Annotated in this window: 12 protein-coding genes and 1 riboswitch; of the genes, 10 read left to right on the top strand and 2 right to left on the bottom strand. The window is 68.4% G+C overall.

The features are described from left to right. Positions 1–21: 21 nt before the first annotated feature. Positions 22–1407, bottom strand: a complete 1386-nt coding sequence (locus ACWV17_RS26865) for an aminotransferase class V-fold PLP-dependent enzyme (RefSeq protein WP_455361702.1) — start codon at positions 1405–1407, stop codon at positions 22–24. Positions 1408–1717: 310 nt separating this feature from the next. Here ACWV17_RS26865 and ctaC point away from each other — a divergent pair, with 310 nt between their 5' ends. The 4 genes from ctaC to ACWV17_RS26845 all read left to right on the top strand — a co-directional run bounded on the left by ctaC (position 1718) and on the right by ACWV17_RS26845 (position 6169). Then, a complete protein-coding gene (gene ctaC / locus ACWV17_RS26860) occupies positions 1718–2677 on the top strand; it encodes an aa3-type cytochrome oxidase subunit II (RefSeq protein ID WP_455355485.1) in 960 nt (319 codons plus the stop codon). Continuing rightward, complete coding sequence (gene ctaD / locus ACWV17_RS26855; protein WP_455355486.1) at positions 2674–4410, top strand: aa3-type cytochrome oxidase subunit I; 1737 nt, start codon at positions 2674–2676, stop codon at positions 4408–4410. The genes ctaC and ctaD overlap by 4 nt, the downstream gene beginning before the upstream one ends. Next, positions 4407–4805 carry a cytochrome c oxidase subunit 4 gene (locus tag ACWV17_RS26850; protein ID WP_455355487.1) on the top strand — a complete coding sequence of 133 codons (399 nt, stop codon included), beginning with the start codon at positions 4407–4409 and terminating at the stop codon, positions 4803–4805. The genes ctaD and ACWV17_RS26850 overlap by 4 nt, the downstream gene beginning before the upstream one ends. A 110-nt stretch (positions 4806–4915) precedes the next feature. Continuing rightward, a complete protein-coding gene (locus ACWV17_RS26845; RefSeq protein WP_455355488.1) occupies positions 4916–6169 on the top strand; it encodes an Ig-like domain-containing protein in 1254 nt (417 codons plus the stop codon). A gap of 41 nt (positions 6170–6210) precedes the next feature. Here ACWV17_RS26845 and ACWV17_RS26840 read toward each other — a convergent pair whose 3' ends face one another. Beyond that, positions 6211–6612, bottom strand: a complete 402-nt coding sequence (locus tag ACWV17_RS26840) for a hypothetical protein (RefSeq protein WP_455355489.1) — start codon at positions 6610–6612, stop codon at positions 6211–6213. A 184-nt stretch (positions 6613–6796) separates the two neighbouring features. Here ACWV17_RS26840 and ctaE point away from each other — a divergent pair, with 184 nt between their 5' ends. The 6 genes from ctaE to ACWV17_RS26810 all read left to right on the top strand — a co-directional run bounded on the left by ctaE (position 6797) and on the right by ACWV17_RS26810 (position 13927). Continuing rightward, entirely contained in the window at positions 6797–7417 is a 621-nt protein-coding gene (ctaE, locus tag ACWV17_RS26835) for an aa3-type cytochrome oxidase subunit III (RefSeq protein ID WP_455355490.1), read from the top strand. Between the two features lie 66 nt (positions 7418–7483). Then, complete coding sequence (qcrC, locus tag ACWV17_RS26830; protein WP_455355491.1) at positions 7484–8293, top strand: cytochrome bc1 complex diheme cytochrome c subunit; 810 nt, start codon at positions 7484–7486, stop codon at positions 8291–8293. Beyond that, complete coding sequence (qcrA, locus tag ACWV17_RS26825) at positions 8290–9342, top strand: cytochrome bc1 complex Rieske iron-sulfur subunit (protein WP_455355492.1); 1053 nt, start codon at positions 8290–8292, stop codon at positions 9340–9342. The genes qcrC and qcrA overlap by 4 nt, the downstream gene beginning before the upstream one ends. Beyond that, positions 9339–10988 carry a cytochrome bc1 complex cytochrome b subunit gene (qcrB, locus tag ACWV17_RS26820; RefSeq protein WP_455361701.1) on the top strand — a complete coding sequence of 550 codons (1650 nt, stop codon included), beginning with the start codon at positions 9339–9341 and terminating at the stop codon, positions 10986–10988. Before qcrA ends, qcrB begins: the two co-directional genes overlap by 4 nt. A 127-nt stretch (positions 10989–11115) precedes the next feature. Beyond that, complete coding sequence (trpD, locus tag ACWV17_RS26815; RefSeq protein WP_455355494.1) at positions 11116–12180, top strand: anthranilate phosphoribosyltransferase; 1065 nt, start codon at positions 11116–11118, stop codon at positions 12178–12180. 90 nt (positions 12181–12270) lie between these two features. After that, a riboswitch (SAM riboswitch) is annotated at positions 12271–12387 on the top strand. 178 nt (positions 12388–12565) lie between these two features. Next, positions 12566–13927: an aminotransferase class V-fold PLP-dependent enzyme gene (locus ACWV17_RS26810; protein ID WP_455361700.1), complete on the top strand. Its 1362-nt coding sequence runs from the start codon at positions 12566–12568 to the stop codon at positions 13925–13927. Positions 13928–13942 lie beyond the last annotated feature (15 nt).

Below are 13942 nucleotides of genomic sequence, written 5' to 3'. Positions count from 1 at the left end.
CGACACCGGTACCGGTACCGCTCACGCACGCCGGCGGACCACGTAAGCGCGACCCTGGTCCGCCGGCTGCTCGCCCACGTACTCCTGGCCCGTCATCTCGCACCACGCCGGGATGTCCAGCCGCGCCGCCTCGTCGTCCGACAGGACCGTCACCGTGGCGCCGACCGGCACGTCGCCGATGACCTTGGCCAGCTCGATCACCGGGACCGGGCACCGCCTGCCGAGCGCGTCCACCACCAGCGAGGCGCCGACCGGCGTGGCCCGCACCTCGCCCGACGCCGGCGCGCCCAGCCGCTCGCGCACCCCGGACACCGCACCCGGCAGCACCTCCAGGAAGCGGTCGACCTCCTCGCCGGTCGTCCCGGGCGGCAGCGAGACGCGGACATTGCCCTCCGACAGCACCCCCATGGCCCGCAGCACATGGCTCGGCGTCAGTGTGCTGCTCGTGCACGAGGAGCCGGAGGACACGGAGAAGCCCGCCCGGTCCAGTTCGTGCAGCAGTGTCTCCCCGTCGACATAGAGACAGGAGAAGGTGACCAGGTGCGGCAGCCGCCGTACCGGATCGCCCACCACCTCCACGTCCGGCACCAGCGCCGGCACCCGGGCCCGGATCCGGTCCACCAGCCCGCGCAGCCGCCCGGCCTCCGCCGCGGCCTCCGCCCGTACGGCACGCAGGGAGGCGGCGGCCGCCACGACCGCCGGGATGTTCTCGAAACCGGCGGCCCGCCCCGACTCCCGTTCGTCGGCCGGGCCTTGGGGTGCGAAGCGAATCCCCTTGCGTACGGCCAGCAGCCCGACTCCAGCCGGTCCACCCCATTTGTGCGCACTCGCCGCGAGCATCGACCAGTCTCCCTCCACCGGCCCCCAGGCCAGCGACTGCGCCGCGTCGACCAGCAGCGGCACCCCGGCGGCCCGGCACGCCCCGGCCACCTCGGCGACCGGCTGCTCGGTGCCCACCTCGTGGTTGGCGGACTGCAGACAGGCCAGGGCGGTGTCCGGGCGCAGGGCAGCCGTGTACGCCTCGGGCGCCACCGACCCGGCCCGGTCCACCGGTACTTCGGTCAGCGAACCGCCCGCCTTCTCGTGCTCGGCGGCCGCGTGCAGCACGGAGGAGTGCTCCACCGCGGACACGACCAGATGGCCACCCACGCGCCGGCGTCCGGCCAGGGCGCCCGCGATCGCCGTATGCACGGCGCGCGTTCCGGAGGAGGTGAACACCAGCTCGTCCGGCCGGCACCCCACGGCCTCCGCCGCGGCCTCGCGCGCCGCGTCGAGGAGCAGCCGGGCCCGCCGCCCCTCGCGGTAGAGGCGGGCGGGGTCCGCCCACCCCTCGTCGAGCGAGGCCTGCAGGGCCTGGCGGGCGACGGGGTGCAGCGGAGCGGAGGACGCGGTATCGAAGTAGGGCACGCCGCCACGCTAACCCCGCGCCGTCCCCGAGCGCCCGCGGCCTGCTCCCCCGGGGCACAGGGGAGGGGGCGTCAGATGACCCCCGGAAGCGGCCATTCGGGGGTCCGCGGACCGTCCCCCGGAAGGCCGAACCACCCCTTCGGGGTCAGTCGCGGCGCGTTAAGCACCCTCCCCGCGCGACCCCAATTAGCGTCCAGTAGGGTTTGGTCCGCATAAACATCCAAACCCCTGCCCGTGGTCAGGGCCGGCGACCGACCAAGCGAAACGGCCGCAGCCGGCCGCGCGGGCGAGACTCTCGGGAAGGCGCTACGTGAGTCCCTACGGCTCCGACCGCTCGCCGCGGCGCCCGATGCGGCGGAAGCTGCTGCAGGCGCTGACTGCGGGCCTGGTCCTGGCGACCGCCACCGGTTGCACATACAAGGACTTCCCCCGCCTCGGAATGCCCACTCCGGTCACGGAGGAGGCGCCGATCATCCTCTCCCTGTGGCAGGGTTCGTGGGCGGCCGCACTCGCCACCGGCGTGCTGGTATGGGGCCTGATCGTGTGGAGCATCGTCTTCCACCGGCGCAGCCGCACCAAGGTGGAGGTCCCTCCGCAGACCCGGTACAACATGCCCATCGAGGCGCTGTACACCGTGGTCCCGCTCATCATCGTGTCGGTGCTCTTCTACTTCACCGCACGTGACGAGTCCAAGCTCCTGGCCCTCGACAAGCCGCAGCACACCATCAACGTGGTCGGCTACCAGTGGAGCTGGGGCTTCAACTACATCGAGGACGTGGACGGCAGGGCCGACACGCCCGGCAAGCTCCCCGATGAACTGGGCTCCCTCCCGGACCGGTACACCAAGGACTTCCCGGCCGGCGCCGAAGGCGTCTACACCAAGGGCGTCCCGGCCGACCGGAACCCGCAGAACGGCAACCCGGGTCCGACGCTGTGGCTGCCCAAGGGCGAGAAGGTCCGCTTCATCCTCTCGTCCAATGACGTCATCCACTCCTTCTGGGTGGTTCCCTTCCTGTTCAAGCAGGACGTCATTCCGGGACACACCAACGTCTTCGAGGTGACTCCGAACCAGGAGGGCACCTTCATGGGCAAGTGCGCCGAACTCTGCGGCGTCGACCACTCCCGGATGCTCTTCAATGTCAAGGTCGTCTCTCCGGAGCGCTACCAGCAGCACCTGAAGGAGCTGGCCGAGAAGGGGCAGACCGGCTTCCTCCCGACCGGCATCGAGCAGACCGACCCGGCCAGGAATGCGGAGACGAACAAACTGTGAGCATCCTCAACGAACCCCAGGGTGCCGCGGCAGCAGACGACTCGTACGAGGACGAGCTGCCGGTACGGCGCAAGCAGCCGGGAAATGTCGTCGTCAAGTGGATGACCACCACTGACCACAAGACGATCGGCACGCTCTATCTGGTCACGTCGTTCTTCTTCTTCTGCATCGGTGGTCTGCTGGCGCTCGTCATGCGCGCCGAACTGGCCCGTCCCGGTACGCAGATCATGTCGAACGAGCAGTTCAACCAGGCGTTCACGATGCACGGCACGATCATGCTGCTGATGTTCGCGACGCCGCTGTTCGCCGGATTCGCGAACTGGATCATGCCGCTGCAGATCGGCGCGCCCGACGTGGCGTTCCCGCGGCTGAACATGTTCGCGTACTGGCTGTACCTCTTCGGCTCGCTCATCGCGGTGGCCGGCTTCCTCACCCCGCAGGGTGCGGCCGACTTCGGCTGGTTCGCCTACACGCCGCTGTCGGACGCGGTCCGCTCGCCGGGCATCGGCGCCGACATGTGGATCATGGGTCTGGCCTTCTCGGGCTTCGGCACGATCCTCGGTTCGGTCAACTTCATCACCACGATCATCTGCATGCGCGCCCCCGGCATGACGATGTTCCGGATGCCGATCTTCACCTGGAACGTGCTGCTGACCGGTGTGCTGGTCCTGCTCGCCTTCCCGGTGCTCGCCGCCGCGCTCTTCGCGCTGGAGGCCGACCGGAAGTTCGGTGCGCACATCTTCGACGCCAGTAACGGCGGCGCGTTGCTGTGGCAGCACCTGTTCTGGTTCTTCGGGCATCCCGAGGTGTACATCATCGCGCTGCCGTTCTTCGGCATCGTCTCCGAAGTGATCCCGGTCTTCTCCCGCAAGCCGATGTTCGGTTACATCGGTCTGATCGGTGCGACGATCGCGATCGCGGGTCTGTCGGTGACGGTGTGGGCGCACCACATGTACGTCACCGGTGGTGTGCTGTTGCCGTTCTTCTCCTTCATGACCTTCCTGATCGCGGTACCGACCGGTGTGAAGTTCTTCAACTGGATCGGCACCATGTGGAAGGGGTCGTTGTCCTTCGAGACACCGATGCTGTGGACGATCGGCTTCCTGGTCACCTTCACCTTCGGTGGTCTGACCGGCGTCATCCTGGCCTCGCCCCCGATGGACTTCCACGTGTCGGACTCGTACTTCGTGGTGGCGCACTTCCACTACGTGGTCTTCGGCACCGTCGTGTTCGCGATGTTCGCGGGCTTCCACTTCTGGTGGCCCAAGTTCACCGGCAAGATGCTCGACGAGCGCCTGGGCAAGATCACCTTCTGGACGCTGTTCATCGGCTTCCACGGCACGTTCCTGGTGCAGCACTGGCTGGGCGCCGAGGGCATGCCGCGCCGGTACGCGGACTACCTGGCCGCCGACGGATTCACCGCGCTGAACACCATCTCCACGATCAGCTCGTTCCTGCTCGGCATGTCGCTCCTGCCCTTCATGTACAACGTCTGGAAGACGGCGAAGTACGGCAAGAAGATCGAGGTCGACGACCCGTGGGGCTACGGCCGTTCGCTCGAGTGGGCGACTTCCTGCCCGCCCCCGCGGCACAACTTCCTCACCCTGCCGCGGATCCGTTCCGAATCCCCGGCGTTCGACCTGCACCACCCGGAGATCGCTGCTCTGGACGAGCTCGAACACGCCGGTCACGGTGCCAGCCACATCGCTGGTGACAAGGAGGCCGGCAAGTGAAGGTCCAGGGCAAGATGTTCCTGTGGCTCGCCTTCTTCATCCTCGCCATGGCGATCGTCTATGGCGTGTGGTCGAAGGAGCCGGCCGGCACCACCGCACTGTTCCTGGCCTTCGGCCTGAGCGTCATGATCGGCTACTACCTGGCCTTCACGGCCCGGCGAGTGGACGCCATGGCTCAGGACAACAAGGAGGCCGACGTCGCGGACGAGGCCGGTGAGCTGGGATTCTTCTCCCCGCACAGCTGGCAGCCGCTCTCGCTCGCCATCGGTGGCGCGCTCGCCTTCATGGGCGTCGTCTTCGGCTGGTGGCTGCTGTACTTCTCGATGCCGATCGTCCTGATCGGTCTGTTCGGCTGGGTGTTCGAGTACTACCGCGGCGAGAACCAGAACCAGTAATCGCGAAGCCAAACATGTGGGGCCCGGACACCTCGTCAAACAGGTGACCGGGCCCCTCGTTTGCAGTCATCCGGCGAGCCGTTCGGCGCATATCTTCCTAATGTGTGGTTATGAGCCACTCACCGCACATTCGGATGGTCCTGAGCTGCACCGTGGTGGTCCTCTCCCTCGGAGTGGGAGCCGCCGCCTGTGACGGCTCGGGCGGCAATCCGCTCTCCGCCCGGCCCTATGACGCGGCCGGCCAGGTCGCCTTCAACCACACCGCGGGCAGCCGCCCGACGGACCCCGACCGGCCGCTGGAGGTGACGGCCAAGGGCGAGGACAGCCGAATAACCGACGTGACCGCGACAGACGCCGCCGGCCGCCATGTGGCGGGCGAACTCTCCGCGGACGGCAGCCGCTGGCACAGCACCACCCCGCTGGCCGCAGGAGCGCACTACACCGTCCGGGTGAGCACCGAGGACGACGAGGGGGCGCCAGGGCGGCGGACGCTGTCGTTCCACACGGCACCGGCACAGAACCTCCTGAAGGTCGAGTTCGGCCCCAAGGCGGGCAAGTACGGCGTCGGCCAGCCCGTCACGGCGAAGCTGAGCCGGGCGGTCAAGGACAAGGCGGCCCGGGCGGTCGTCGAACGGGGGCTGAGCGTCCGCTCCACGCCGTCGGTCGAGGGGGCCTGGCACTGGGTGGACGACCGGGAACTGCACTTCCGCCCGAAGGAGTACTGGCCCGCCAACGCCTCCATAGAGGTGCGCAGCAATCTCGAGGGCATCCGGGTCGGCAACAAGATCCACGGCGCCGCCGCCAAGCCGCTGACCATCACCACGGGGGACCGGCTCGAAGCGATCACCGACGCCGCCTCGCACCAGATGACCGTCCTGCGCAACGGCGAAGTGATCAAGACCATCCCGGTGACCACCGGCAAACCCGGCTTCTCCACCCGCAACGGCGTCAAGGTGGTGCTGGGCCGGGAGTACTTCGTACGGATGCGCGGCACCAGCGTCGGCATCCCGGAGGGCAGTGCGGAGTCGTACGACCTGCCCGTCTACTACGCGACCCGGGTCACCTGGAGCGGCGAGTACGTGCACGCCGCCCCCTGGTCCGTCGGCTCACAGGGATACGCCAATGTCAGCCACGGATGCACGGGCATGAGCACCGGCAACGCCGCATGGTTCTTCAACACCGTGCGTGAGGGCGACATCGTGAAGGTGATCAACAGCTCCGGCGAGGAGATGGCTCCCTTCGGCAACGGATTCGGCGACTGGAACCTGCCGTGGGGCGAGTGGCGCAAGGGCAGTTCCCTCCTGGCCGGCACACCGGAGGGGCGGACCGCCGTCGACGCCGCCCGCCTCCGGGCCGAGATCTGACCGGGCCGGCCGGTCCGGTCAGACCGATCGAGGCCGGGGCCTCAGGCGCCCACCGACAGCCGGCGGCGCAGCAGCGCGGCCAGCGAGTCCGCGAACTCCACCGGATCCACCGGAAGGGTCACCGCCGCGTCCGCGCGGCTCCAGGTGGCCAGCCAGGCGTCCTGCGGGCGGCCGATGAGCAGCAGAACGGGCGGGCAGTGGAAGATCTCGTCCTTGATCTGACGGCACACGCCCATACCGCCCGCGGGAACCGCCTCGCCGTCCAGCACGCAGACGTCGATGCCGCCCCGCTCCAGGGCCTTCAGTACGGCCGGCATGGTGGCGCACTCAAGGAACTCCACCGGCGGCACATCGGCGGCCGGCCTGCGTCCCGCCGCCAGCCGCACCTGTTCGCGAGTGCTGGAGTCGTCGCTGTAGACCAGCACCGTGGCAGTCGCCTGCATTGTTCCTCCACGCTTCTCAATGACACAGCTTCGGGTCAGGAACCGATGCGCGGATGCTACTCCGTCCGACAGCGTGTCAACACCGGTTCGCACGGTGCTTCGATGGGCCGTTCGGGCTGGACACAGCGTACTGACACACCGAACGGCACCCCCCGGAGTGAGGGCGGGATAAGCGACCGACATAATGTCGGTCGTGGCGACAGCAACGACAGTAGAAACCGGGCACGCGCACCCGTCGGTCAATCGGCCGAACCTCACCAGCGTCGGAACCATCATCTGGTTGAGTTCCGAGCTGATGTTCTTCGCGGCCCTCTTCGCGATGTACTTCACCCTGCGATCGGTGACGGGTGCCGATTACTGGTCGGCTCAGGCTGAACACCTGAACTTCCCGTTCTCGGCGACCAACACCACGATCCTGGTGCTCTCCTCCCTCACCTGCCAGCTCGGCGTCTTCGCCGCGGAGCGGGGCGATGTGAAGAAGCTCCGGACGTGGTTCATCATCACGTTCGTGATGGGTGCGATCTTCATCGGCGGCCAGGTCCTGGAGTACACCGAGCTGGTGAAGGACGCGGGCATGTCGCTCTCGTCCGGCCCGTACGGCTCCGTGTTCTACCTGACCACCGGCTTCCACGGCCTGCATGTGACGGGCGGCCTGATCGCCTTCCTGCTGGTCCTTGGCCGCACGTACGCGGCCAGGAGATTCACCCACGAACAGGCCACCGCCGCCATCGTCGTGTCCTACTACTGGCACTTCGTCGATGTCGTCTGGATCGGCCTCTTCGCCACGATCTACATGATCAAGTAATCGGGCTCGCACCCGACACATATCCAGCAAGCACCGACGCAGAAGATCCTGACACCGGGGTAATCCGTGAAAAAGCTCTCCGCACGACGACGCCATCCGCTGGCCGCGGTCGTCGTTCTCCTCTTCGCGCTGGCGGCCACTGGGGGGCTGTACGCCGCGTTCGCGCCCACGGGCACGGCGCAGGCCGACGAGACCGCCCAGTCCCTCGCCATCGAGGAGGGCCAGAAGCTGTACGCCGTTGGCTGCGCAAGCTGCCACGGCACCGGGGGTCAGGGTTCCACTGACGGCCCGAGCCTGGTGGGAGTCGGCTCCGCAGCCGTTGACTTCCAGGTCAGCACGGGCCGCATGCCGGCCCAGCAGCCCGGCGCGCAGGTGCCGAAGAAGCCGAACATCTACTCGCAGAAGCAGATCGACCAGCTCGCTGCGTACATCGCTTCCCTCGGCGCGGGTCCCGTCACTCCGACTCCGGAGCAGTACAACCCCGAGGGCGCGAACATCGCCAGGGGTGGCGAACTCTTCCGCAACAACTGCGCGCAGTGCCACAACTTCACCGGTGAGGGTGGCGCCCTGACGGACGGCAAGTACGCCCCCAACCTGCACGACGTGTCGCCGAAGCACATCTACGAGGCCATGCTGACCGGCCCGCAGAACATGCCCTCCTTCCCGGACACGACGCTTCCGGAGCAGGAGAAGCAGGACATCATCGCGTACCTCGAGACGGTCAACAGCAGCGAGTCGGAGAGCCCCGGCGGCCTCAAGCTGGGCGGCCTCGGTCCGGTCAGCGAAGGTCTGTTCGGCTGGATCTTCGGTCTGGGTGCGCTCATCGCAGTCGCCGTCTGGGTCGCGGCCCACACCGCTAAGGCCAAGAAGTCATGAGTAGCCAACAGAATCCAGAAGAGACCCTGCCTGCTGAGCAGGGCGCCGCGCACGGCGCGGTATCTGTCGCGGACGATCCGTTCGCCGACCCCGGTCTGCCGGCCCACAAGCCGCGCATCCAGGACATCGACGAGCGGGCCGCCAAGCGCTCCGAGCGCACCGTGGCGTTCCTGTTCACGCTGTCGATGCTGGCGACGATCGGCTTCATCGCGTCCTACGTGATCTTCCCGGTCGACCAGATCGTCTACATCTTCCCGTTCGGGCACGTGAGCGCGCTCAACTTCTCCCTGGGTCTGACTCTGGGCGTGGCGCTCTTCTGCATCGGCGCGGGCGCGGTCCACTGGGCCCGCACCCTGATGTCCGACGTGGAGGTCGCGGACGAGCGCCACCCGATCGCGGCCGAGCCCGAGGTCCGGGCCAAGGTCATGGCGGACTTCGCGGCCGGCGCGAAGGAGTCCGACATCGGCCGCCGCAAGCTCATCCGCAACACCATGTTCGGTGCGCTGGCGATGCTGCCGCTGTCCGCCGTGGTGCTGATGCGTGACCTCGGGCCGCTGCCCGAGGACAAGCTCCGCCACACGCTCTGGGCCAAGGGCAAGCTGCTCATCAACCAGAACACCAATGAGCCGCTGCGACCCGAGGACGTGGCCGTCGGCTCGCTGACCTTCGCCATGCCCGAGGGCCTGGAGGAGGACGCGCACGGCTTCCAGACGCAGATCGCCAAGGCTGCCCTGATGATCGTCCGTATCCAGCCGGAGAACATCAAGGACAAGCAGGAACTCGAGTGGTCCCACGAGGGCATCGTGGCCTACTCGAAGATCTGCACCCACGTCGGCTGCCCGATCAGCCTGTACGAGCAGCAGACCCACCACGTGCTCTGCCCGTGCCACCAGTCCACCTTCGACCTCTCCGACGGCGCCCGCGTCATCTTCGGCCCGGCCGGTCACGCCCTCCCGCAGCTGCGGATCGGAGTGAATGACGAAGGCTTCCTCGAAGCGCTCGGCGACTTCGAAGAGCCCGTCGGTCCTTCCTTCTGGGAGCGCGGATGAGCAACGTGACGACGAATACATCAGCCGCCGGCGCGGCGGGAAAGCGGAAGGCACCCGCCGGTGAGCGGGTCGCCGACTGGGCGGACGGCCGGCTCGGCATCTACAGCCTGGCCAAGTCCAACATGCGCAAGATCTTCCCGGACCACTGGTCCTTCATGCTGGGCGAGATCGCGCTCTACAGCTTCATCATCATCATCCTCACGGGTGTGTACCTGACGCTGTTCTTCCACCCGAGCATGGCCGAGGTCGAGTACCACGGCTCGTACGTCCCGATGCAGGGCATCCGGATGTCCGAGGCGTACGCCTCGACGCTGGAGATCAGCTTCGACGTCCGCGGCGGTCTGCTGATCCGGCAGATCCACCACTGGGGCGCGCTGATCTTCATCGCGGCGATGATGGTGCACATGATGCGCGTCTTCTTCACGGGCGCGTTCCGCAAGCCGCGCGAGGTCAACTGGATCTTCGGCTTCCTGCTGCTGGTGCTCGGCATGTTCACCGGCTTCACCGGCTACTCGCTCCCGGACGACCTGCTCTCCGGTACGGGTGTCCGCTTCATGCAGGGCGCGATCCTGTCGGTGCCGATCGTCGGTACGTACCTGTCGATGTTCCTCTTCGGCGGCGAGTTCCCCGGCGACGACTTCGTCGCCCGGTTCTACTCGATCCACGTCCTGCTGCTGCCCGGCATCATGCTGGGCCTGCTGGTGGCCCACCTGATCCTGGTCTTCTACCACAAGCACACGCAGTTCGCGGGTCCCGGCCGGAACAACAACAACGTCGTCGGCATGCCGCTGCTGCCCGTCTACATGGCCAAGGCCGGAGGCTTCTTCTTCCTGGTCTTCGGTGTCATCGCGGCCATCTCGGCGATCGCCTCGATCAACCCGATCTGGGCGCTCGGACCGTACCGTCCGGACCATGTGTCCACCGGCGCCCAGCCCGACTGGTACATGGGCTTCTCCGAGGGACTCATCCGGGCCATGCCGGGCTGGGAGATCAACTTCTGGGGCCACACGCTCGCCCTGGGTGTGTTCATCCCGCTGATGATCTTCCCGTTGGTGCTGGTCGCGATCGCGGTGTACCCGTTCGTCGAGTCCTGGGTCACCCAGGACAAGCGCGAGCACCACATCGCGGACCGGCCGCGTAACGCGCCGACCCGTACGGGCTTCGGTGTCGCGTGGCTGACCTGGTACGTGATCCTGCTGATCGCGGGCGGCAACGACATGTTCGCCCAGTTCTTCCACCTGTCGATCAACAACATCACCTGGTTCGCGCGGATCGGCTTCTTCGTCGGCCCGGTCATCGCCTTCGTCATCACCAAGCGGATCTGCCTGGGCCTGCAGCGGCGTGACAAGGAGAAGGTGCTGCACGGTCGCGAGACCGGCATCATCAAGCGCCTGCCGCACGGTGAGTTCGTCGAGGTCCACGAGCCGCTCTCGCCGGCGCAGCTGCACACGCTCACCGCGCATGAGCAGTACAAGCCGGCCGAGATCGGCCCGACGGTCGACGAGAACGGTGTCGAGCGCAAGGTGAAGCGCACGGAGAAGCTCCGGGCCAAGCTCAGCAAGAGCTACTACGGCGAGGGCAGCCAGATCGAGAAGCCCAGCGTCGAGGAGTACAAGGAGATCACCAGCGGCCACGGCCACCACTGATCCCACCCGGCCGCGAGGTCGCCACAGCGAGAGCCCCGTCCATTGCTCGGACGGGGCTCTTCGCCGTAACCGGGGCTGGATAGGGTGGAAGCACTCTCTATTCGGCTGTGGACCCCAGGAGCGGACCATGAACGTTGTGACCCCGGCAGGCGGCGACAGCGTGGCGGCCCGCAGCTGGCCGGGCGTACTCGACGCGCTGCTCAGCAACACCGACGTCACGGCCGACGACACCGCCTGGGCGATGGACCGCATCATGCGGGGCGAGGCCACCGACGCGCAGATCGCCGGTTTCGCGGTGGCGCTGCGGGCCAAGGGCGAGACGGTCGCGGAGATCAACGGACTCGTACGGACGATGTACGAGCACGCCAACCTGATCGAGGTACCCGGCCGGACCGTCGACATCGTCGGCACCGGAGGCGACGGCGCCAAGACCGTCAACATCTCCACCATGTCGGCCGTCGTGGTGGCCGGCACCGGAGCGAAGGTCGTCAAGCACGGGAACCGGGCCGCGTCGTCGGCCAGCGGTGCCTCGGACGTGCTGGAGAAGCTCGGCGTCAACCTGGAGCTGACGCCGCAGCGGGTGGCCGAGGTCGCCGAGGAGGCCGGGATCACCTTCTGCTTCGCCGTGAAGTTCCATCCGGCGCTGCGTCATGTGGCGGCGGCACGGCGCGAGTTGGGGATCCGCACCACGTTCAACTTCCTCGGTCCGCTCACCAACCCGGCCCGGGTACGGGCGCAGGCGACCGGGGTCGCCGACGCCAGGATGGCGCCGATCGTCGCGGGCGTACTGGCGGAGCGCGGGTCCTCCGCGCTCGTCTTCCGCGGTGACGACGGCCTCGACGAGCTGACCACCACCGCCACCTCCCGGGTGTGGACGGTGCGGGACGGCGAGGTCCGCGAGCAGCCCTTCGACCCGCGTGAGGTGGGGATCGAGCTGGTACCCGTGGAGGCACTGCGCGGTGCCGACGCCTCGTACAACGCGGATGTCGCGCGCCGGCTGCTGGGCGGCGAGACCGGCCCGGTGCGGGACGCGGTGCTGCTCAACGCGGCGGCGGCGCTGGTGGCGCTCGATCCGACGGAGGGCTCGTTGAACGAGCAGATCGCCGCCGGGATCGCCAAGGCCGCCGAGTCGATCGACTCGGGCGCGGCTCAGCGCACGCTGGAGCGCTGGGTGGCGGCGAGCAACGCGTAAGCGCGTGCCTCACGCAAGCTGACACAACGCGGAGTCCGGCATTCGGACTCCGCGTTGCGCGTGGAAGATCTTGTGGCAAGATACTGCGCAGGTCATGAGTGACAGCGTTCAGGCCCCGGCTTGCTGTCCGGCAACCCTCCGTCCGTGGCGGGGTGCCCCGGGTGAAGACCAGGTCGTAGGCAGCAAGGCCTGCGGCAAGCGCGGACCCCTTGCGCACCTCTTTTCAGGTGTTGGGCTGGGGTCCTGGTCCTCCAGGGAGCAGTCTCGTGAGCAAGCGAATGCGATAGGGCTTTCGGCCCCCCACCGCACACCCTTCTTTCCCTTACCGCTCCGTGCTTCGGTCACGTCGAGCGGTGATCTCGCCTGCCTCTCACGGGAGTTCGCCATGTCTGTCTCCACCGCTGCCGCCGACCAGCTGATTTGTTCCCCGCTGCCCGTTCTGGGGCGGGATGTCACCGTTCCGCTCGTCACCGGGGGCGAAGTCACCTACGCCGCCCTGGACTACGCCGCGAGCGCCCCGGCCCTGCAGCGCGTGTGGGACGACGTGGCCGCGTACGCCCCGTACTACGGCAGCGTGCACCGCGGTGCCGGGTACCTCTCCCAGCTGTCGACCGACCTCTTCGAGAACAGCCGCGCCACCGTCGCGGAGTTCCTCGGCTGCCGTGCCGGCGACCAGGTTGTCTTCACCCGCTCGACCACCGACTCGCTCAACCTGCTCGCCCAGGCGCTGCCGGCCGACTGCCAGGTCTTCGTCTTCGAGACCGAGCACCACGCCTCGCTGCTGCCCTGGCGAGACGCCCGGGTGACCTACCTCAACGCCCCGCGGACTCCGGCGCAGGCCGTCGAGACCCTGGAGCAGGCCCTTGCCGGCCGAGACCCGTACGGCCCCGCGCTGGTCTGCGTCACCGGCGCGTCCAACGTCACCGGTGAGCTGTGGCCGGTCAAGGAGCTCGCCGCCGCGGCGCACGCGCACGGCGCCCGCATCGTGCTGGACGCCGCCCAGCTCGCGCCGCACCACCCGGTGGACATCGCGGAGCTCGACGTCGACTGGGTCGCCTTCTCCGGGCACAAGCTGTACGCGCCGTTCGGCTCCGGGGTGCTGGCCGGCCGCGCCGACTGGCTGCGGGACGCCGAGCCGTACCTCGCGGGCGGCGGCGCGAGCCGCACGGTGGCCCGCCGTACGGACGGCGGCGTGGACGTCGAGTGGCACGCCACGGCCGCCCGTCACGAGGCCGGCTCGCCCAACGTCATCGGCGTGTACGCGATCGCCTCGGCCTGCAAGGCGCTCACCGAGGCCGGCTTCGACTCCCTGGTCGCCCGCGAGCAGCAGCTCGTCGCCCGGGTCCGCGAGGGCCTGGCGGAGGTGCCCGAGGTGCGGGTGCTCTCGCTGTTCGGCGACGACGCCCCGCGGGTCGGCGTCATCTCGTTCGTGGTCGACGGCTGGAACAGCTCGCACTTCGCCGCCGCGCTTTCCGCGGAGTACGGGATCGGCGTACGGGACGGCCTGTTCTGCGCCCACCCGCTGGTACGGACCCTGCTCGGCAGCGAGCCCCAGGAGCCGGGCGAGTGCGGGGCCCCCGAGGCCGCCCCGGGGGAGCGGTCGCTGAACGCGATCCGCGTCAGCTTCGGCGCGGGCACGCCCGACGAGCACGTGGAGCGCTTCGTCGGCGCGGTCCGGGAGCTGGTGCGCGAGGGCGCCAAGTGGGACTACCGCACCGAGGACGGCCGCTGCGTCCCCGCGGTCTAGCAGGCCGGCCGCTGC

The sequence above is a fragment of the Streptomyces mabaensis genome, from assembly GCF_053763515.1.
This window is presented reverse-complemented; position numbering and strand designations above follow the sequence as displayed.

Coding starts and splice junctions, on each gene's coding strand:
- ctaE (WP_455355490.1), top strand. CDS start 6,797: ATGTCGGTCGTGGCGACAGCAACGACAGTAGAAACCGGGCACGCGCAC.
- qcrB (WP_455361701.1), top strand. CDS start 9,339: ATGAGCAACGTGACGACGAATACATCAGCCGCCGGCGCGGCGGGAAAG.
- qcrA (WP_455355492.1), top strand. CDS start 8,290: ATGAGTAGCCAACAGAATCCAGAAGAGACCCTGCCTGCTGAGCAGGGC.
- trpD (WP_455355494.1), top strand. CDS start 11,116: ATGAACGTTGTGACCCCGGCAGGCGGCGACAGCGTGGCGGCCCGCAGC.
- ACWV17_RS26840 (WP_455355489.1), bottom strand. CDS start 6,612: ATGCAGGCGACTGCCACGGTGCTGGTCTACAGCGACGACTCCAGCACT.
- ACWV17_RS26845 (WP_455355488.1), top strand. CDS start 4,916: ATGAGCCACTCACCGCACATTCGGATGGTCCTGAGCTGCACCGTGGTG.
- ACWV17_RS26810 (WP_455361700.1), top strand. CDS start 12,566: ATGTCTGTCTCCACCGCTGCCGCCGACCAGCTGATTTGTTCCCCGCTG.